Raw genomic sequence first — 20,047 nt, forward strand, 5'->3', positions numbered from 1 at the left:
CTACCTCATGTATTTGTTACGAAAATTTTCACTAAGAGGACTTGTATTTTCTACCTCTTTAATTAATTCCTGAATACAAGTTAACAAAATAGAAACATGTTCGTGAGTAACCTGATGATTTGTTTTAGCAATTATGAATACTTCATGAACATCACGGCTAATTTGTTCCAACTTTTGTTTTTTCCAAAGGTTGAACCATTTTTCCATCTGTTTTTGTCCATCAGATAATAGTAAGCTTTTACGGAGAAAATCAGAAAAATTATCATCTCCTTTCTCTCTCATTAAATCTAGTATTTGTTTTTCTTCCGTTTCTGTTAAGCGAAATTGCTTCCGAATACTACGTATATCTCTTTTCATATGATTTATCCTCTCTCATAGATACTTGTACTGACAATGTAAGCTTACAGACACTGTCAGTACGTTTTACAAAATAGATTCAACTTTTTTGTAAGGCTTTGCGAGCTCAGATATTGTGTCCACAATATCTCAAAAATCATATCGCCAGCCGACCAAAATCCTCCAATTTTGACAGCCAACGATAAGATAACTTGGTGGCTCCGCCCCCAAACCCCCAAGATAAATCTAAATTAAAAAAAGTATAACAAATACTTTTTGATAAAATTATCACAGAAAAAAGAGCCCTGTCGGACTCTTACAAACTAAAACAATGTCTCTGATACTCATACTGTCTAATCCCACTACTGTCTTTGTTCATCTTGATAGAAAAAACAAAGTAATGGTCACGACCGTCTAAAGATTTACTTTTATTAAGTTTAAAATAATGTTTTTGAGACATAGCCATTGTGCGTAAAATATCATCAGTGATAAATGTTAATGGTATGTCTAAAGCAGAATACTTATAAAAATCTGACTCAAACCTTAAATAAGAATCAGAAAAATAGTCCAGCTGCAATTTATCATCATATAATTCTTTACGATTCATGTAATTCCTCACCTTCTATCTGGATATCGAGTATATCTGACCATTCTAATCGAAGAAAACCAGTGTCTGATTTAATAGATATAAACTCTTTTCCAATCTCTTTAACAATACCCGATACTACTTTTCTTCTATTGGAGAACTTAAAAACAAAAGTTGCAGGGAACACATTCGTATAAAGTTGACGAACAAATAAAACTTTCTCTTCCATTGATAGGGAAATGGAGATATCTTCTTTATTTTTTTCTTCCCAAAGAGAACTTGAATGTTCTGACAAAAAGAATCCCATCCACTTAGCCATCCCACGGTCTTGATACTCTCTTGCAGACAAAAAAGGTAAATAAGAACGATTCATCATTTTAGTCCATCTAATCCTCCAGCTGAATGACCACCAATGAGTTTACTTCTTGCGATTGTTCTAGAAGCTTGATCCAGGGCATTCCCTTTCAATAGTGAAGTAAAACCAAATTCTGTTCGAATAGCATCAATTGCGGACTGGAGCCTTTCTTCTTTTTCTATTTTCTCAACATCATCAAATAATGAAATCAATCCAAATGATTCATCTACTAAACCTGAATAGCTCACTGCAACACTTCTGATAGCTCCTGAAGTATATTTAGTGTGAAATAACTTTAAAACATAGTTTGTAAGTAGTGCTGTTTGATTGGTTGGTTCAATCTTCATTTGAGTATGAATAGATCGTTTCTGTTCCACTTTAGAATACCCTAAGTGTATAGAAACTACAGTTGCTTTCTTACCAGCTCTTCTCAATCTAACTGCAACTTGTTCTGCCATCTCACGAAGTATGATTTCAATATCTCTTTGTTTGACATAATCTCTAGGTAAAACTTGAGAGTTCCCTATTCCTTTTGACTTTGGCTTATAAGGTTTATGAACATTACTTTCATCAATCCCATTAGCATGAAACCATAACTCTAAGCCCATGATACCAAGCTCTTTTTTAATCAAGTCAGGATTAGCCTTAGCTAATTCTTTAATCGAAAAGATACCTAAACTATGTAATCTCTTCTCCATCCGATTCCCAATTCCCCAGAAATCTGTCATTTTAGGGATAGACCATACTTTCTTTTCAACATCTTCATAGGACCAATTGGCTCTCATTGTCGGAGTCTTTTTAGCTTCATTATCTAGTGCTAACTTTGCTAATAAGGGATTGGCATTAGACATACCAACCGTTGAATAGATTCCTGTTTTTCTCCAAATCTTTTTTTGAATAGCAGCTGAGATGATGTCTAACTTATCTTTTCGACTAATACTTTTATCAGGCACAAAATAATTTAATGAACTTGTTAAATCAATAAAACCTTCATCAATTGAGTAGGGATAAATATCGTCTGGTGCTGCAAAATCTTGAAAGATTTTTTGAATCTCCATATTGACTGCAATATAAGTATCCATTCTCGGAGGAACAATCACTGTTGATTTTGCCCACTCTTCTATATAACGGACATAGTCTATCGTTGTCGGTAACCCTTGCTTTCTAGCATTATAGTAAGAGAACTTTCTAGTCTTTACATCAAATGGTAAATCATAGGAACGTCCAACATTTGATTTCCCAAATACCTTCTTAAACATAGGAGAGGAGGCAAGAATTAAACCCGCAGAATTATCTGCACGACTCATAACACAAAGTGAAGTCTTAAGTGGATGCAGGCCTCTATCTACACATTCTACACTTGCGTAAAAAGATTTCATATCAATAAAGGCAATGTCGCTTTTAGGTTCGAGACTATAATCAAACCAAGTCATACTCAGTCCTCTAAAGGCATAAAGTTTCCAACAATTTTCCCTATGATACGAGGATTCTCATCATAAGGCGCAAACTTATCTGAATAGTTTCGATTGAGTGAAACTAAACGAAGTCCATTTTCTTCACGATACACTTTCTTGATATAGGTTTGACCATCCCAATCGATGGCATAGATAGCTCCATCATAATCAAATCCTGTTTGCTTAATAAGGGCTACAGAACCATTTTCATATGTCGGTTCCATTGAATTACCAAACACCCATGATGCAAAGTCATAATCAAATTGATGATTGAAGTAAACTGTATCGTAATTACCATCATCAAAGTAAGCTGTTCCTGTACCAGCTGATAATTTTTCATAGACCTTATAAGCAAATCGTTCAGAAACTTCTACAACTTTAGAGTTTTGATTGTTCAATAAGTCTTTTGCATAATGAAGTGTCGCTTTTTGATTCTTTTCAGTTAGCTTGAGATAAGTTTCAACTATTTCATACTCTGATTCAAAATATCGAGGATCAACATTCAAAATCTGACTCAATTTGGTTAGATTGTTTTGATTAGGCTTTGTTTTACCTGATTCCCAATTAAAGTATGAAGCTCTACTGATTCCCAAACTGGATGCAAGTTGAGATTGTGATAATCCTTGACTTTCTCTTTTTTCTTTTAATTTAGTAGGTGAAAACATTTGTTCTCCTTTTGTAAGTTTATTAACTAACAAAAGAATACCATAGCTGCTGGAAAAAATCAAGAGTTTAATAACCCCCAAGATTTAAAATAATCATAAACTGTGCTTAATTTATACTTACATTGTTAGGAAACCATCACTTAAGAAAGTTATAACTTTTGAAAAAGATAAAGAACCAGAAAAAATAGAAAATAAAAAAAGAATCGTTGGTGCGTTATTGATTGTTTTTCCTAAATCTCTCTAAATTCTTCTCCAATTGTTCCTTATGAAGTTGATTCTTAGCTTCTTTTAATGTGTCGTCCAAAGTTTCTTCTCTGTAAGTTGCTTCTGTTTTTAGTTGTTCTGATCCTTGATCTGGAGTGAAAATGATATCTAGCAGTCGGTCTATTTTTTCAAGATCTTGGACAGACATATCAGATAGTCTATGAATCAGCTTTTTAAATACATCACTATTGTCGTGATTTTTCTTAAAAAGTTTTGTAAACATCTATAACCTCTCAAAAAAAGCAGCCTATCAGGACTGCTTAGTGTAATTCGGAAATCGCATCATAAATTGACTGCAATTTCTTATTGTCTTTATTCTTTGTGTCAATCAGCGTATGTAGCTCTTCAATTTTCTTTTGACTACTTTGAATATCGCTATTGTTATCTGCAATAAGTCTTTTAAGATGTTGCTGATAACTTGTAGTGATATCTGTCTCTTTTCCTGTTCTAACCTCTGTAACTTTGGGTTTAGAACTAGAATTTGATTCCGTCACAGGTGCTTGTTTGCGCTTTTGAAAAGCTGCTTCATAGTTTACATCATTACCTCCTTGATGATTTCCAAATAAGGACGCAATTTTATCTGGATCTTCTTGATTTTCTGATTTACTTTCCAATGGTTGATTAAAATTCCAATCTTTTGTCATTCACTCATTTCATCCTTTCTAAATTCAGAATCATCGAATTGTCTTTCTTTGCCAAATGCATGGTCAAGAGCTTCTTCAAAACTCATGTGACTAATGCTTTGACGCCTTTTGAACGTCGCAAACATCGCTGTCTCCAGTTGCTCTTTGTAAGCAGCTAGTTTTTCTGTCTCTCTTGCTACCTTACTTTCTTGCCTAGTGACCTTTTCTTCTAAGCGTTCAATAATGGTCATATACGATCCTCCTTCATTCTAATATTAGCTAAAACATCTTGATTTTGTTATCACAATTCTAAACATTGAGAGGTTTGTCTTACTGGTGGATTTCCAAATGTCTCTTTTGCATTCTCGATCATCAATTGTAAATCTGATTTCTTTTCTCGAAGAATATCGTTCCAGTCTACTTTTTCTTTCCCAGATTCATTATCAGGTAAATCCAGTAAAGCAGGCAATCCAGCTTGAGATAACTTATCAGAAAAATCTTTACCTGCATCATCACAATCTACTGCCAGTGTCAATAAATCAGGATGATTATCAAAATAGCTGGTTGTATCACGAATTGTATTGATTAAAGGCAATAACTTTGAAGGTATTACTGTATCTAAAAATTCCAATTTCTGATTTTCTTCAGCTATCAGTCGTAAAGTTTGATAAGCGACAACAGACCTTTTTAATCCCTCCATAGATACCAAACGAACATCAGATAGATTTTGTTGATGAAGTTCGTAATAGCTCATCAAATCGACGAACGATTCACAAAAGACCAGTCTATTTGGTTTACCAATATCAAAGGATATTCCAACATATCCATGGCTTCCTTTTAGAATCGTTTTCAGCCTCTCTCTAGGAAGAGAGTGATTCTTATAAATCCCCTGTAAGCTTGCTGCCTGCAGCTTGTGACGATGATCAAAGATTTTAAAAACAATAACAGGTTCAACTGTTTCATTTGTTTTCCAGCTGGCTTGTGCTATTAAACCTTGTTGAATCATCCTTTGTACGATTTCTTCTGAAATTCCTCTACATTCTGTTAAGTAATATCTGGCCAGACTACAGTTAGAATCTTCTATTCTCTTTAAAGGATAATAAAATGGTCTCTCTCTTTTTTCTTGAACAGCTTCTTTTTGAAAAGGTTCTTCAGAAAGAAAGGCTAGAGCTTCTTTAAAGGAAATTCCCTGAACAAGTCGAACAAAATCAATGACATCACCTTGAATATCTCTTGAAAACCATTTAAAAGTATTGGTAGTTGAAAAAATCCGAAATGAATCGTGTTCAGGATGTTCATAGACACTGCTCGAAACTTGTTTAAAGGAGATACCTAAACGATTGGCTACATCAAGAATTGAAATTTGCTTACATTCTTCTATTTCCATGCAATATCATCATTTTGTTGTAGTATTTGGTAATGATGGAACAGATGAGGATTCTTCTAAAGTTTTGGGAGTTGCCTTATCTAAATCATCTAACCCAGATTTCCAAACCTGTACTTGGTTGACCAATAACTTACCAGGTAGTTTAGAATAGGACAATTTAACAGTTCTGGTTTCTGTTTGATTTGTCTTTGATTGGTTGGCATTCTTTAAATCAGATACATAGGTTACATTATAAGAGACCATGGCAATGGCTTGATTCGTAGTCTGATTGACAAAGATATCTGCTTTTTCAAAATGATAATCCAAAATATAGTCCTTATAAACTTGGTTCATGGCATCATTTTGACTTGACAATTCTTGAGAATAAGCTGATTCAGTCATATAAGGTTGAATACGTGTATTATTTTCTCCGAGCTTTTCTTTCGTATAGTACTGTGTCAAAAATTCTTTTACAGTATCTGATGACAAAATGCTGGCTTTATCTTCTGCTTGTTTGTCCTCTACAAGTTTAGCTGCAGCCAATTCGATTTCTTTGCGACTTTGTTTAGCAGTAGAATGTTGACCAGCAGTATATCCCATCATGAGAATAAAGCTAGTCGCAGCTACTGCTCCAACACTAATTAAGGCTTTAGTTTTGACTTTATTTAACATCTTAGACCTTCTTTCTATAAAAACTAGGTCAAGAATAACAAAAAGAACTTGTAAGTTTTATCACATCACAACGAAAGGTAATTCCTACATTTCAGGCGCAAAATCGTACAGATCAGAGAAAAATATCAAAATTAGCTGTCTTCAGTTTATAATATAAATATGAACAAATTAAAAGGAGAAAATTTGAGAAGAGCTCTTTCTCATATTGAACGACATAAACAAGACATAAATACAAGTAATAATAGTGAGGATAACGATTTTCATAAATTATTACTCCAATTTAGTTATGAAGTATATGAAAGAATCAAGGCTAATAAAAAAACTTATCCGAATTTAGATTCAGATAAAGTCTTTTGACAACAAATCTCATGTTACCTCCTTGTTTATTATGACTGAAGGTTCTTACTGTGTTTTATGATGTCAATACAGAAAAAAACGATCAAATCAGTACTATTTTCCTTTGTGCTCTAAACTGCATAAAGGGAATATCGATGAGTACTTTCATTGATCATTATTATTATTCAAATTAATTCAATAATAAAAGTAACTTCATCTAAATAATAAGAGCAATTAATTAGCTCAGCAACAACGATAACCACAGCAACTCCTTCTAAACGATGAAAGGAATATCCGCCGTGGCTATCTATTTACTTTTTTTCTTTTACTTTTGTAAGTTACTTTTGTTATTTTTACTTTTTCTGTATTATATCATATTTTGATTAAATTGTCATCTGAGAAAGTGATTTAAAAAAAACTGGAAATTTTTTCAATTGTATATTTTGACAATAAAAAACACTTTTATGTCAATTTAATGATTTTAGAGCGTTTTTAGCTTATTTGATTTTAAAGTTGTCGTCTATTCCTTAGAATTACTTGAAGAACAGGAAAAATTCGACAACAAAGTAAGTCGATCTATTCAGTTATAAAACCTATGAAGGTCTTTCTGCTGGAACTAGCCACTCCTACTTTGGAGATGTAGATTATACTCTTACTTATTCAACTGATAATATCCCTCATGATTTCTCCTCATGTGGTGCTAGTATACTCCTATATTATAGAACGAAAGGGATAGAATCAACATTTAAATAACACTTTAGAACGAAAGAATATACTGTCTTGTACCAAATTCCTATTTTAAAAAGGTAAAATAATTTATTACTAAATTAGTTAATAATTTACTCCAATAACACTACACTTTGTAAAACTAAAAACACAAAATTACCAATAGTACCTTTTCTCACTCAGATATTGTTCTTTTTGTTCTCTAGAATTTTCATGATTTCTAATTCCTAGTAATTCGTCTGTTGAAGAAACTATTGGGTCAATCCAGTCAGCTTTGGATCTAATCCAATCAATTTCATCCTTACTAAGTCTTCCCATTTAGGTACGTCGGAATTGGAGGTTTCATTTAGGCTACGGCTTGCTATTTTATCTAGGATTGCTCAAGAATTTTATGAAATCATTTATTTCATCTTCATTAAAGCCATTTTCAAGATATTCTTTCTCGTAAAAAATAAAATCTAATAAATATTTTCTTGAATAATCATCTAAATTATTTTTAATTTTCTCAACTTGCATAAAAAATTTATTGGGTTCTATTAATTTTGCTATTAGTATATTTAACTCAAAATCACAATTTTTGCTTAAAACATTTAGATTTTGAAAAATCAAATCAGTAATATCCTGTTTTTGTAGGTCATTAAAGTTGAGTATAGATATTGCTCTCAGAAAATCAGAGATGCTTTGAACTACTATAAATTTATTATTGGATAATATACATTTAATAAATTTAAATTCATTCTCAGTAATTTCTATTTTATTTGGGAATATTTTTGATAATAAATACAATGCTCTACGTATATTTTTAGATGGTAGCGAATCTAGTAGTATAATTATTTGACTGAAATCTTCTTGTTCTAAAGAAGCTTCAATCATATTTTGTATATAAAAATCACTATTGCTCATAATTATCATGCTCCTATATCAATATTAAACTTCACATTGATCCTACAAGACTTCCTCCTACCACAAAAGCACAACACACTCCCGCAGTTGAATATATACAAACACTAACTAGAACAACAGTTCCAACAAGGGTGACTGCTCATCAGCCACATTGCCGAAGTTCAGCGAGAATACCCGTCCGTTGCCGTTGATGACGTATTGCGGCAGACCGTTCAGCGGATGATCAACGAAACGCTGATGGTTGCCGTTGGCGTCTTCCACCTCGTCCAGTGGGAAGGGGATGGGGTTATCTAAAAAAGTATTTCAAATAACCCTTTTATATTTTACAGGTAGTATTGGAGTTTGATTCCGTCTAGGCTAGTTAGTTATGCCATATGATTTCCCTTGCAGAGCCAAAAGTAACTTTACTAATATTTTTGACAATAATAATTCTTTTGTCTAATTTCCCAGAATATTTTGATCCTGCTAGTTTCTGAAATAAAACAACATTTAATTCATTGTCATTGTAAATAGTAGTTTCTATACTTGATATTCCCATTGCACTATTACCAAGGAAACCTGTCAAATGAGCTTCTCTGTTTTCTTGAGCCTCAGTAGTAGTAATTTTAAAATTCCAAATGTCATTAATATCAATTTCATCTTTTTCTAGGCAAAGCAGTTGTTGCATTTGCTACTCCTCCATTAGCTTTTATGATAGATTCTTTAAGAGTTGTAGGATTGCTGATGGGGCCTAACCCACCAACTATATTAGAGTTAAGGTCTTCTTTAGTCCCTCCACAACCCAATCGAATCCTGACTCACAAACCGACCCGCATCAGGCTCATAATACCTGAAGAAGTTGTAATACAGTCCGGTCTCGAGGTCGGCATACTGGTTTTGCAGGCTGAACGGTTGGTAAGCACTATCCGTTACCTTGGTTTCCTCTTTCAGACGACCTTGATGTTTTGTTGGGTCTCGACCCAACCTACGGTCTAAAAATGGTCTTAAAGAGGCTTGTTACCTTTAAATACATTAAATCTTGATAGATTTGCACCTTTTGATTGTATATGTCTTATAGCTAATTCAAATTCATTAAATTCATCGAATTCTTCTATCTCATAATCTTCGGCCTGATCCAATTTATTTTTGGGTACCGTATAGTAATATGTAATATAAATTCCATTACTTTTCTTAATAGCAAACACTTGATAAACAACTTCTCCATCAATTTCAATAAGTTCATCATATCCTTTTGTTTGTAAATTAGTTAAATTTAACATATCTATTTTCCTATAATATCAATACGCACTTTTTTTCCATCCAGATGTCTAATACTTATGTGCGGGTACTTTTCATGTTCTTTTCCTTGTGGATCATCATGTCCTTTTCAACATCCTGTTGCTTTATCCATAGCATAATCTTTTCCTAATTCACAAACCGTCCTGCATCCGGCGCGTAATACCTGAATAAATTGTAATGCAGCCCCGTCTCACGGTCAGCGTACTGGTTTTGCAGGCAGAAGTGCTGGTACGAGCTATCCGTTACCTTGGTTTCATCTTTCAGACGCCCCCAGCCGGTGTAGTTGCCGAACCACAAGAGCTTGCCGTCCTTATAGGTCATCTCATGCGGGATGCCGATTTGGTCGCAGTGGAAGTAGTGAGATTGTTGTCGGTTTTCTCCGTCTTCGTTGATGTGGTTTTGATAGGCGAAACCGCGTGCGTACCGCACATATCCTACGTCAGAACTGAAGGTTTTGTGCGGGCTACGGATTACTATAACTTACTTACAGAATATTTCATGTTAGAGGTAGAAATTCCATCTTCAAATTATTACTCACAACTAATTCTTTGAATTTATCAGAAAAAGCCCAAATTAAATCATCATTTATATCTTTTGCACAAAACTCGAAGCCAGATATATTTTCAAAGAATACAGGTGGATAATCGATAAATTTCTCTCCATCTATTTCATAAAAATTTGATTTTTCCATATTTACCAATTCAGCAGTTAATTTAATTTTTCCAAGGAAAAATTTAAATTCATCATTCTTAATTCTAAGTTTAGCTGGAAAAAAATCTAATTCATTTTTTAATGTATCAGCTAATTTATTAATAAAAGTTTCAGAGAACAATAACATCTTAGGAATTGTTTGAATATAATCTGTTTTAGAAATATTTTTGGAGGTATATCCACTCTGAGCTATAAAAACTGCTTCATCTGTATAATTGCCTTTATTGTAATTAATAAATTCCACAATTTTTCTATCATCCTGTTTTAAGTCCGCATAAGCATCTTTATTATCAACAGCAGAGTATATTTGATAAAGAGTCATCATTTTTTTCCTTTTTTACTATTACTTTTAGAAATTGGTGCAGCATAAGTATATTTGTAAAATGTTTATTTAAAGAACAAATATTTCAGACAACCTTAATAAAATATTGAGGCCGTCTGAAAATATAAAATTACTTTTTCGCAGCACGAATTTTTTTCAATCCATTCTCCAGAATAGTAACTTTCTCGGGAGGAGTTCCCCTATCCAAAGCATTCCACCAGTTATTTACTGGTTTAACGAATAATTGAAAACCTTCATCGGTTACATTGGATTTTCGGATGATCAAATCTTCTTTGATAGAGCCATCCTCATTAAATGGGTCAATATCAACAAGTAAGTTATTGTTTTTGAGAAACGTCATAAGTGCAATAGACATTCTGATAGTATCTTCACGATAATCTTCATCAGCATTTGCTTCCCAAAATGTCCGAAAATTAAATAGTGTTATATCCATGATAATCTCCTAAGGTAATCGAATAATTTCAAATAATTCATCTGAAGGTGACGGAAGTGAGGCTGTGCGTCGCATTCGGGTTAGGCGATTTGACAGAGGTCGTCTGAAAAAAAGAAACCGCATGCGTACTGCACACACCCTACATCAGGACTAAAGGATTTGTGTGGGCTACGGTTTGCTATGGCTTACTTGTGATTACCAGCTAGTAATAGGTCTATGCAAATTTACCCAAAATTTTAATAATGATTGTTCAAAAAAACGAAATTCGGACAGATCTTTTTCTACAACTAGACCTAATTCTTTGAAAAGATATTTAGATTTCGTTCTCTCAATAACATCATATTGACTTAATAGCTCAGCAAGCCCTTTTTTTGATGATATATTGATTTCATTATAGTATATTGCAAGCTCTACTTTCTTATCATTGAAAATTGTAACCTCAGTTAACTTTTCATTATCAAACCTTAGTACAAAATTGTTTATCTCTATAATATTTTTTACCTTCGGGATAACATTGTTTGATATGTCATATTTTCTTATAACATCTGATAGAGAACAATTTAATTCAAAATCGCCTATGCTCTTATAAGGAATAAATAATAATTTATCATGATTTAAAGTTGGGTTTTTAAGTTTACTTTTTTGAAAGTCTGAGTACTTTTTACCTTTATTATCATATAAATCTCTTATACTCTCATCGTAAATTAATACCTGCAGAAACAAATTATCCTTATAGTCAACATATAAAACTAAATTATATTTTGGAAAAATATAAAAATAATTTTCTTCATCTGAAACTTCTATTAGAGGATCCTCCTCTTCTAAAAATTTTTCAAGATTTGAAAAGTTAATAACTTTTCCATTTAAGAAAAATTCATCACAATTCATCAAGGAGGATACAGTAATCAATTCTGAATCAGATTGTATCTTGTGTTTTCTATCAAACTCTAATGAATAATTAGGATTATTTAAAATAACATCATCAAAGTCAGCCTTTTTTTGACCCAATACAATTCCATCCAATGAATTGTTTAATATTTTCAACATAATATATATCCTTTCCTGTATTTGTCTATGTCAATTAGCTTCTCAGCCATCAGGGAAAACGATCTTTAGATAGAATGCCATTGCTAATGGTAATGAGATTGTTAAAGAATCGATAGCTCAGACGCCTTCAGAGAAGATTTAGATGTCGCTTAAAAAGTAGAAGCCGCGTGTATGTTACGCACATACCCCATACCATAATTAAAAGTTTCATACAGGCTACAGTTTGCTTTTTTTCATTCGAAAGAAAATTTTAACATTTTTGATAACCGATTTATAAAATATAGAATTGCCAAATGTTCATCTTGGTAACAGTATTCTTCGGTTCTCAATCCTCTTTCAGAATAGAATATATGCCATTTTTTATTTTCTTCAACAATACATAATGATTCATCATTTACTTCATTGATTGAGTAACTATCTTCTGGTACTCCTTTACTTTTAAGATATGAATTCAATTCATTAATTTTTAACATTTTCCTATTTTCACCTCTTCCAGATGCCCAGATTCTATATATGATTTAACAGATTTTGGTAATTCATACTGTGTCCCTAATCCAATTTCTCCGAACAATGACATAATTTTACTTGCAGCTACATTATCAATTGGCCTATATATGGTATAAGGCTTTCGATTAGAACCAGGAGATAAGTCTCTCATAGGGTATAGTGTTCCTCCTGGATAACGATACCACCTATCAACAAGAGTGCCAATCGGAAGTGTAATACTCCTTACTTCCCCTAAAGCGCCTCTATTAGGAGGGCAATATGGTGCGGGAAGATTTTTATTTAAACCTAGGACATCAATCCACTTATTTGTATTTAACGCAAACTGATACAGATTGTCTCCCCTGCCTAGTCCAATCGGGTCCTGATTCACAAACGGCCTTGCATCAGACTTATAATACCTGAAGAAGTTATAATGCAACCCAGTTTCACGGTCGGTATAATGGTTTTGCAGTCTGAACGGGTCGTAGGCGTAGTCGATGGTGCAACAATTAGATTGCCGTTATCCTGACTAATGTTTCACTATCACTAGCGATATTTTTTTCTTGGGTCTTTAAAAGTTCCTATAAACTTCAAATCATTGTATAGTTTACCTGGATTTTCCTCATAAAATGTTGCATTAGAATAGTAATATAAAGAATTACCTTCATTTATTCCTTTCTCTTTTGCTACTTTCACAATATCTTTTATAACTTTATTGGAGTGTGCCCCAACTTCTTCTGCTAACACTTCAACTGGCACAATTTCTCCATTATCTGTCTGGAATGCCACAAAATAATCAGAATCAATAAATGAAACTCCAAAATCTGCAAAAGCTGGACAATGAGAATCTGAGTCCTCCATTCCTTCAGTGTATTTATTAAATTCATCTAACGTCTTATTTGATGTTCCTATCCATACAGAAATCATATTTTTTGTATCTGAATCAAGCATTTTAATCGTCCTTTCTCAATTATTGAAAATTTAATTTTAAATTTATTTCATTGCAGAGGTTGTCTGAAAAACAGAAACTGCGTGCCGCCCTACGTCAGGATTTGAGGTTTCATGCGGGCTACGGCTTGCTTTGAAATCTATTTTTGAACGTAAGAAATTTATCATATGAATTTAGTTGTTCAGCAGAATAATTTTCCATAATTTCAGCATTATCACTATCTGCAATAGAAACAAAAAATATGACATTTTTTGTTTTTTCCTTATCTACGCTTGCTATCGCTTTTTTAAATCCTTCTATAATTGAATCATATACTTCTGCCTGATATTGCTCAAAATTATCTTCTGATATTAATGTATTTGCATCATTAAGAATATTTTGAATCTCATTATTGAATATACTATCTATTTTCTCAGGAACCTCTCCTAGTCCTATTGCAAATTGAGGGTAATACCATTTAATAAAAGGCTGTTCTTCTTTTGGGTAGTTTACTTTTTCTATTTCGTAGTGAGAAATAGTGTTAGCAGCCCAACCCAGATATGAACAATAGTCATCAATATATAATGTATAGGCAAAAACTTCATTAGAATTATATCTCTCTAATACATAGTTAAATGTCTCTGTAACTCCTTTATATACATTCTGAATTAAATCTTGAATTATATAATTACTTAAAATACTCATTTTAATTTTCCTTTTATAAATTTTTGTTATCAATCAATTTCTATGCACATTTACTACGTGATCCGTATTTTCCAAAAACCTTACACCAATTCTAGTTAATTGCCTACTCATGTATCTATCTGTTTGAGCTTTATTATACATAATTTCCTATCTTTTTTCTTAAAAATAAAAATATTTTAATCCAAAAGGGTGTTGTTAATCCCAAAATTCCTCCGAATATCAATCCTTCAAGGAGCATAAAACTCTCACTTTCGATTTGTATAGCTAATCCCAGCAGCATCCCAATTAACATTTGAATTATGGATAGATATTTAATATTTTTTCTTTCTAATTCCAAATGAAATAAAATAACTAGAAAGAAAGAGCTAATCGGAAACACGACCAACTTAACTATTGTGTTATCCCCATAATAAGCCATCCATAACCAAATGAAAAACCAAGAAATTAAAATACTTATCCAATACTTTTGAATAAATTCTTTAAATTTAATTAATATGGAAGTCCTTTGGCTATGATGTTTACAGCATAGCCTTGAGTTATATTTGTTCATATAAAGTTAAATTCTTTTCTGTGCTTTTATATATATCTGTATAGAAATAAATCCTATTATCTTTTATCTCTTTCAGATAAACCAAGTCTTCGATACCACCAATATACTCAATGGATAAATCATCTAAATTTAATATTGCAAGCCTAAATCCAACAACCCAAAATCGTCTAATGAAAACAGGAATATATATTTTTTTATTGAAATACAACAAAGGCCCTCCAAACCCCTGTTCTTGAATAATAACTTGACCGTTAATGGATAGACTTCCAACTAAAGGAGAACCTTGATTTACTTCCATCAAATCAAGGTAACTGACTTCCCATTCGTCAAAAACATTTTTTTCTTGAAATTCTAAAGGAGTTTCAAGAAAAATTTTTAACTTAGAAATTTTTATATTTTTTGTCAAAGAATTGAAATCTTCTTCTAATTCTACAAGGAGTTTACCAACTTCATTATTAAATGGCCAAGAATCAATTACTATCCGAGACAATAAAAATTCTTTTCCTTTTTTTTGTTGAAAAATACTTTCTGAATTTAGATAATTAATCATGTCATATAGTTCATTTTTTATAGAAATCAACTGCTGTTTATTTGTATAACTATATTCATCACAATTATTAATCATTTTATCAATTTCGACTAAAACAATATTAATCTTTTTTATAAATTGCTCCTGATTCATTGTCTTATTAACCTTTCCAAGTCATTCATATATTTTTGTGTTTGTCCATCAGGAAACCCCAAACCTTGAGGTGCAGCTTTACCTTCAATAATAGTTGTTCCTAATAGCCGTCGCGGCAGAAGCCGTGTAAATCGGGTTATTAACGAATATGATTACTTACGCCGTCTAACAAGTTTTTCAGACGGCCTGGTAAGCCATTGAAAGAAGAAACTGGGGGCGTACCTTGGGGCACGTACCCTACATGCGGGCTACAGTTTGCTACACTTGCTCTTCTAAAAGTTGACACTACGATTATTTAGTAAAACCAATTTCTTTTATTAACCTATCGACTAAATTATTTAAATTAATTCCTTTTGGTACTTCAATTTTAACATTATCACAAAATTTGAATAATAATTCCAAGAGGTATTCGTTATTATTTATATTAGGGATATATGGCATTATTTGTATACTCTCCTTTACAAAGGTACCAAAAAGAAATTTTTTACTCTTCTTTAATATAATCGGATTTAATAAATCTCCATTTCTATTAAATATTTCATAAGCATTTTGTTTGACATCGTCTGGTTCTAAATATAATTCAGCATCTTTGATATCGGCAAATAGACTAACGTCTCCACTATCAATTACAATAATTGGTATAATATTTCTATTATCGTTAATAATATATTCATGAGAATCTATTAATCTATCCACCCAAAAACTTGTCATAGTAACTATCTCTTCAAGATTAATACCATCATCAATATCACTAATTCCAATAGTGTAGATTAAAGAGTAGGGGTCTTTGAGTACGCTTGCTTCAAAATCATCTGGAACAGGCGAAGCTTGAAATGATTTTATAAAGTCCTGAATTTTATCTTGATCTTTCATAATCACTATAGATACTGTTGAAGGGCCGCAGTCATATAAAGTATCTTCAAAAAAAACTTCATCAATTGGTTTTAAAAATTCAACTATTCCTATGCGATCAGGAACAAATCCCAATAAAAATCCTAATATTCCTTTTTTTAAATTACCATTCCATACTAAATTAACTTTAGTATTTTCTTTTAGCTTTCTAAAAAAATCTAAATCTTGACCACTTGTACCAAGAAAACAACGATAACAAGAAGAATTATTTACTATGTTCAGAAGAGTTTTCAAATTTTTTTGTGTCTCTTTTTCACTGCTCTCTCTTTTAATCTTTGTATACATAGTTCACCTTAATTTATATATTTACCTTTTAATATTGAAATGTCCAGGGTCTCGTGTCCTCCACCATAATCGACCTGGAGGAAGTCTTTTATTGCGAATATACTGATTAAATTGACGCAATTTGGGATTTCCTATTTGGTTAACATATCTACCATTTCTAGCCGGAGAAGCTCCCCACGAAATAGAGTTATTAGTTCGAAACCCTCCTGATCTACTATAAGATGGTTTTCTCCTATACCCATTTTCTAAAAGGGCCAAAAGCGTTTCGGCATTTACCTATGGCCAATTTACCTACCTTGCCTAATACAGGGCCTGCTATCGCACCAATACCGGCACAGAGTGTAACACTTTCATAATCAATGTCGTTCTAATCTTTACCATTAATCACATTAGAAGCGACCTGCATACCCGCATCAGTTGCCGCACCCGTGAGTGCGCCCACTCCCATTGCAATCAGAATTGGTACAAAAGCTATATTTCCACTTGGGTCTATCCAGTCTTGAGCATTCGGTGCAAACTGATAAACGTTAAAGTCTCCTTTCAACCCAATCGGATCCGGATTAACAAATCGCCCTGTATCAGGACAAAAAGGTTTTAGGGTGGAGTCTTTTGCTGAACTTGCCGTTCATATGGAACATATCGCCGGTACGCACGATATAGCGTTTGCGGATTTTAATCGAGGAAGAATGGCGCATCGGCTAAGGCGGTGCGGCTGGAGGAGCAGGAGAGGGCGGCCAGCAGAAATCGGGGACGGTAAAGACGAACCTGAAGTCGCTGCTTTTACAGGCGATTTTATTGAATGCCATGACGGCTTGCTCCTGTTGGGGGACGGGGTCGTTAGAGCTTGGGAATGCCTATGTGTTGTACTTAGTATCTCTAATATTCATATTCTCTGGTGAAATACCTTCTTCTGATTCTACAAAAAGTTCTTCATTCTCTACTTTCTTTTTTGAAAAAGGTGTTTGGCATAAGGGAGGGTGTAATTTTAAGTAATAGCTGATGGGTGATAAACCTAATTTATTAGTTTGTAAAGGGTCAGCATTTTTCTGAATTAATAAATCAATTAAATCTAGTTGCAAGTTGATTGAATGGTTTTCCATAAAGCAAAAATGAAGACAGTTATTGCCACAATAATCAACAATACTCACATTAGCTCCGTTTTCTATTAGTGAGTTGGCTTTATCTTTATCTCCAGATTTTATAGCAAGCATTAATGGAGTTCTTCCATCGTTATCCTGATGATTAATTAAGTATTTCAGTTTTTTTATAATTTTTTTATAGGTTTTATTGCTATTTTCCTTTAAGGTGTTATCTAAAATATTATACGCTAATAAATGTAGTACGGTTTCATTATCTTCTGTAAGTATATCTAATTTAACGCTATGCTTAATGAGAATGTCGACATAGTTCGTTAATCCAAAACGACAGCAATGTTCTAATAAAGTCTGATTGGAGTCAGACTCATCAAAAGAGAATGATACATTAGGATCTAATCCTTCATTAAGCAATGTATTAAGCTTATATGAATTTTCTTTATCGTCAATAGATAATATTAAATCTATTAGAATTTCTTTAATTTCTAAGTTTTTCATAATAATTTTCACAACAATTGAATACCCTTGATTTCTTTTGATCTTTCGTTAATCGTCCTGTATATATTTTACCTCAATAAAATAGATTTTTCTATCTTTCATTGCGACTATATCAAGACGAATTCGGACCTTTTTCAATTTTTCCCTGTTCTATCGAGAACTTTAATTGTTACTTGATCTGATAAAATTTTAAAATCTCTACTTTTTAAATACTTAGTTGCTTTATCAATTCCACGTTGAGCACTCTCTGATTGTACGGATAATCCCTAATGGATCAACCCAGACATTTGTATTAGGCGCAAAAGCATACAAATACTCTCCACCTTCCAACCCAATCGGATTCTGATTCACAAATCGACCTACATCAGGCTCGTAATACCTGAAGAAGTTTCATGCGGGCTACGGATTGCTTCAGATTATTACAAATTCTATATTTGTACAGAATTTAATTGTCTTTTTGCCGTTTTATTTTTTAAGATACTTTTCTATATATCTATATTGCTCTTGCGTACATTTAACTGAAAAAAATAGTTTTCCACTTATAATACTTTGGGCAGAAAAAATATCTTTCTCATATTTGAATTTTATTTTACTTAACGGAATCGTTCCTTTTCCATTTTCTTTTCCACAAAAAAGCTTATATTGTAACTCATTATTACTTATACCTATGTCTCCACAAGTTTTTTGACTATTATATTCTGATACAATTATATTTAACCAGCCATGTTGAAAATCATACGAGTAATGTGAAACATAAGGTAATTTAGAAGAGGAGGATACTATTAGAGATAAAATTGAACATAAAATTGATTTCATAATTTATTTACCATTTAATTTATTAATTTTCTTAGCTAACGAAGCAGGAGTAACCCAACCAGACATTTTCATTTCTTTAATATCAGCAGCTTGACTTGCTCCATATGCAAAACTTGCAAAATGCTTATTTCGTAAGTTATATCTAGAAGTTTCTGTGTTTTTATTATTAATGAGATTGTCAAAAAACAAATCTCTCAAACAATCTTGATGAAGGTTTGAAGTCGACTGAAAAGCAGAAACTGTGTGCATGCCTTTGGGCATACACCTACATACAGGCTACGGCTTGTTTATGGGGTGTTGGGTCTCGACCCAACTTACGCTTGCTACAGTTAATAAAATCAGATGAATGTATCAGAACACTTGTGTAGTTTATATTTTTCCCAATGAAAATTACTAATATCGTTTTCTGAAGCATTCACTATCTTTGACTTGATAGAATATTCCATAAATTTTTTTCTTTGTTGAGTTAAGTCATCCTCATTTTCCCAGCAACTCACACATTCATCGCAACAGAGAAATAATTTATTAGAGTCAATATTTTTTTAATAATTAATCTACCTTGCCTATCGCATATGGGGCACTCTCTAAACCAAAAATAAACAGTACTTATCATGATGAGTCTCCTGTAATAATTTTATTGGTGCCGTTCATTACAATAATTTTGACTTTTGTAAGAATTGCTCCTGTATCTCTGTCATAGCCGATTGGCTGATTCATTTCTACGTTATCTGTATCTTTTTCTGAACTGTGGGGATGGGGGCGTCTGAAAAGCAGAACCCGTGTGCGTGCTTTCCTCTGCACGCTACGCCGAAATTGAAAGCGTTATACGGACTACTGCCTATGAGTTGTTAGAACAACCCTATTTAAAATATCAACTTCCCAAGTATCTGAAATCAACCCTTTGTAATTGGACTCAACAATAAAATGTTCGTCGTCTATCCAATGAAAATTCAACCGATAGCCCATAGCCAAGAAAGAAGGTTCTTCTGAAAA

General features: G+C 32.7%; 29 protein-coding genes and 2 pseudogenes. 1 reads left to right on the forward strand and 30 read right to left on the reverse strand.

Annotation, left to right across the window (positions count from 1 at the left end):
- The 10 genes from QM873_RS03575 to QM873_RS03620 form a co-directional block, all read right to left on the reverse strand.
- Entirely contained in the window at positions 1 to 357 is a 357-nt protein-coding gene (locus QM873_RS03575; RefSeq protein WP_049512673.1) for an SAG1252 family conjugative relaxosome accessory protein, read from the reverse strand.
- A gap of 295 nt (positions 358 to 652) precedes the next feature.
- Positions 653 to 943: a DUF5960 family protein gene (locus tag QM873_RS03580; protein ID WP_001080186.1), complete on the reverse strand. Its 291-nt coding sequence runs from the start codon at positions 941 to 943 to the stop codon at positions 653 to 655.
- Positions 933 to 1,298 (reverse strand): hypothetical protein, encoded by a 366-nt coding sequence (locus QM873_RS03585; RefSeq protein WP_414278813.1) that lies wholly within the window; start codon positions 1,296 to 1,298, stop codon positions 933 to 935. The genes QM873_RS03580 and QM873_RS03585 overlap by 11 nt, the downstream gene beginning before the upstream one ends.
- The gene (locus tag QM873_RS03590; protein WP_125353086.1) at positions 1,295 to 2,710 is read right to left on the reverse strand and encodes a Y-family DNA polymerase; all 1,416 of its coding nucleotides are present in this window, start codon (positions 2,708 to 2,710) and stop codon (positions 1,295 to 1,297) included. Before QM873_RS03590 ends, QM873_RS03585 begins: the two co-directional genes overlap by 4 nt.
- Positions 2,711 to 2,712: 2 nt before the next feature.
- Positions 2,713 to 3,396: a LexA family transcriptional regulator gene (locus QM873_RS03595; protein WP_414278815.1), complete on the reverse strand. Its 684-nt coding sequence runs from the start codon at positions 3,394 to 3,396 to the stop codon at positions 2,713 to 2,715.
- A 214-nt stretch (positions 3,397 to 3,610) separates the two neighbouring features.
- Complete coding sequence (locus QM873_RS03600) at positions 3,611 to 3,883, reverse strand: hypothetical protein (protein ID WP_049512666.1); 273 nt, start codon at positions 3,881 to 3,883, stop codon at positions 3,611 to 3,613.
- A gap of 37 nt (positions 3,884 to 3,920) precedes the next feature.
- The gene (locus tag QM873_RS03605) at positions 3,921 to 4,304 is read right to left on the reverse strand and encodes a DUF5945 family protein (RefSeq protein ID WP_049512663.1); all 384 of its coding nucleotides are present in this window, start codon (positions 4,302 to 4,304) and stop codon (positions 3,921 to 3,923) included.
- The gene (locus QM873_RS03610; RefSeq protein WP_000152419.1) at positions 4,301 to 4,534 is read right to left on the reverse strand and encodes a DUF5965 family protein; all 234 of its coding nucleotides are present in this window, start codon (positions 4,532 to 4,534) and stop codon (positions 4,301 to 4,303) included. The genes QM873_RS03605 and QM873_RS03610 overlap by 4 nt, the downstream gene beginning before the upstream one ends.
- 50 nt (positions 4,535 to 4,584) lie before the next feature.
- A complete protein-coding gene (locus QM873_RS03615) occupies positions 4,585 to 5,670 on the reverse strand; it encodes a DNA primase (RefSeq protein ID WP_414278816.1) in 1,086 nt (361 codons plus the stop codon).
- Between the two features lie 9 nt (positions 5,671 to 5,679).
- Positions 5,680 to 6,321 (reverse strand): hypothetical protein, encoded by a 642-nt coding sequence (locus QM873_RS03620; RefSeq protein ID WP_000933083.1) that lies wholly within the window; start codon positions 6,319 to 6,321, stop codon positions 5,680 to 5,682.
- 159 nt (positions 6,322 to 6,480) lie between these two features.
- On the opposite strand from QM873_RS03620, the gene QM873_RS03625 reads away from it, so the two are divergent.
- Positions 6,481 to 6,678, forward strand: coding sequence for a hypothetical protein (locus tag QM873_RS03625; RefSeq protein WP_414278817.1), 198 nt, complete (start codon positions 6,481 to 6,483; stop codon positions 6,676 to 6,678).
- A 1,071-nt stretch (positions 6,679 to 7,749) separates the two neighbouring features.
- Here the strand turns inward: QM873_RS03625 and QM873_RS03630 are convergent.
- The 20 genes and pseudogenes from QM873_RS03630 to QM873_RS03725 form a co-directional block, all read right to left on the reverse strand.
- A complete protein-coding gene (locus QM873_RS03630; RefSeq protein ID WP_239684958.1) occupies positions 7,750 to 8,286 on the reverse strand; it encodes a hypothetical protein in 537 nt (178 codons plus the stop codon).
- Between the two features lie 108 nt (positions 8,287 to 8,394).
- A complete protein-coding gene (locus QM873_RS03635) occupies positions 8,395 to 8,547 on the reverse strand; it encodes a hypothetical protein (protein WP_414278818.1) in 153 nt (50 codons plus the stop codon).
- 100 nt (positions 8,548 to 8,647) lie between these two features.
- On the reverse strand, positions 8,648 to 8,953 hold the full coding sequence (locus QM873_RS03640; protein ID WP_049512656.1) for a hypothetical protein: 306 nt from the start codon (positions 8,951 to 8,953) through the stop codon (positions 8,648 to 8,650).
- Positions 8,954 to 9,051: 98 nt separating this feature from the next.
- Positions 9,052 to 9,249 (reverse strand): RHS repeat-associated core domain-containing protein, encoded by a 198-nt coding sequence (locus QM873_RS03645; RefSeq protein WP_074324738.1) that lies wholly within the window; start codon positions 9,247 to 9,249, stop codon positions 9,052 to 9,054.
- Positions 9,250 to 9,269: 20 nt separating this feature from the next.
- Positions 9,270 to 9,545 carry a hypothetical protein gene (locus QM873_RS03650; protein WP_049512654.1) on the reverse strand — a complete coding sequence of 92 codons (276 nt, stop codon included), beginning with the start codon at positions 9,543 to 9,545 and terminating at the stop codon, positions 9,270 to 9,272.
- Positions 9,546 to 9,690: 145 nt separating this feature from the next.
- Complete coding sequence (locus QM873_RS03655; RefSeq protein ID WP_414278819.1) at positions 9,691 to 9,993, reverse strand: RHS domain-containing protein; 303 nt, start codon at positions 9,991 to 9,993, stop codon at positions 9,691 to 9,693.
- A gap of 67 nt (positions 9,994 to 10,060) precedes the next feature.
- Positions 10,061 to 10,597, reverse strand: a complete 537-nt coding sequence (locus QM873_RS03660) for a hypothetical protein (RefSeq protein ID WP_414278820.1) — start codon at positions 10,595 to 10,597, stop codon at positions 10,061 to 10,063.
- A 130-nt stretch (positions 10,598 to 10,727) separates the two neighbouring features.
- Positions 10,728 to 11,051 (reverse strand): hypothetical protein, encoded by a 324-nt coding sequence (locus tag QM873_RS03665; protein ID WP_036493136.1) that lies wholly within the window; start codon positions 11,049 to 11,051, stop codon positions 10,728 to 10,730.
- A gap of 195 nt (positions 11,052 to 11,246) precedes the next feature.
- Positions 11,247 to 12,098, reverse strand: a complete 852-nt coding sequence (locus QM873_RS03670) for a hypothetical protein (RefSeq protein WP_414278821.1) — start codon at positions 12,096 to 12,098, stop codon at positions 11,247 to 11,249.
- Positions 12,099 to 12,331: 233 nt separating this feature from the next.
- Positions 12,332 to 12,571, reverse strand: coding sequence for a hypothetical protein (locus tag QM873_RS03675; protein ID WP_075567327.1), 240 nt, complete (start codon positions 12,569 to 12,571; stop codon positions 12,332 to 12,334).
- Positions 12,565 to 13,083 carry an RHS repeat-associated core domain-containing protein gene (locus QM873_RS03680; protein WP_414278835.1) on the reverse strand — a complete coding sequence of 173 codons (519 nt, stop codon included), beginning with the start codon at positions 13,081 to 13,083 and terminating at the stop codon, positions 12,565 to 12,567. Before QM873_RS03680 ends, QM873_RS03675 begins: the two co-directional genes overlap by 7 nt.
- Positions 13,084 to 13,130: 47 nt before the next feature.
- A complete protein-coding gene (locus QM873_RS03685; RefSeq protein ID WP_414278822.1) occupies positions 13,131 to 13,535 on the reverse strand; it encodes an immunity 22 family protein in 405 nt (134 codons plus the stop codon).
- A 118-nt stretch (positions 13,536 to 13,653) separates the two neighbouring features.
- Entirely contained in the window at positions 13,654 to 14,217 is a 564-nt protein-coding gene (locus QM873_RS03690; RefSeq protein ID WP_414278823.1) for a DUF4303 domain-containing protein, read from the reverse strand.
- A 536-nt stretch (positions 14,218 to 14,753) separates the two neighbouring features.
- Positions 14,754 to 15,449: a hypothetical protein gene (locus tag QM873_RS03695; RefSeq protein ID WP_414278824.1), complete on the reverse strand. Its 696-nt coding sequence runs from the start codon at positions 15,447 to 15,449 to the stop codon at positions 14,754 to 14,756.
- A 291-nt stretch (positions 15,450 to 15,740) separates the two neighbouring features.
- Positions 15,741 to 16,646: a hypothetical protein gene (locus QM873_RS03700; protein WP_414278825.1), complete on the reverse strand. Its 906-nt coding sequence runs from the start codon at positions 16,644 to 16,646 to the stop codon at positions 15,741 to 15,743.
- Positions 16,647 to 17,013: 367 nt separating this feature from the next.
- Positions 17,014 to 17,223, reverse strand: a pseudogene (locus tag QM873_RS03705) (RHS repeat-associated core domain-containing protein); the annotation flags it as partial.
- Positions 17,224 to 17,500: 277 nt separating this feature from the next.
- The gene (locus QM873_RS03710) at positions 17,501 to 18,238 is read right to left on the reverse strand and encodes an ankyrin repeat domain-containing protein (protein ID WP_414278826.1); all 738 of its coding nucleotides are present in this window, start codon (positions 18,236 to 18,238) and stop codon (positions 17,501 to 17,503) included.
- A gap of 225 nt (positions 18,239 to 18,463) precedes the next feature.
- Positions 18,464 to 18,610 (reverse strand): annotated as a pseudogene (locus tag QM873_RS03715) (RHS repeat-associated core domain-containing protein); the annotation flags it as partial.
- 93 nt (positions 18,611 to 18,703) lie between these two features.
- A complete protein-coding gene (locus QM873_RS03720; RefSeq protein WP_414278827.1) occupies positions 18,704 to 19,054 on the reverse strand; it encodes a hypothetical protein in 351 nt (116 codons plus the stop codon).
- Positions 19,055 to 19,057: 3 nt separating this feature from the next.
- Entirely contained in the window at positions 19,058 to 19,315 is a 258-nt protein-coding gene (locus QM873_RS03725; protein WP_414278828.1) for a hypothetical protein, read from the reverse strand.
- Positions 19,316 to 20,047 lie beyond the last annotated feature (732 nt).

Origin of the sequence: Streptococcus australis (assembly GCF_047463015.1) — a bacterium.
Lineage (GTDB): Bacteria > Bacillota > Bacilli > Lactobacillales > Streptococcaceae > Streptococcus > Streptococcus australis_F.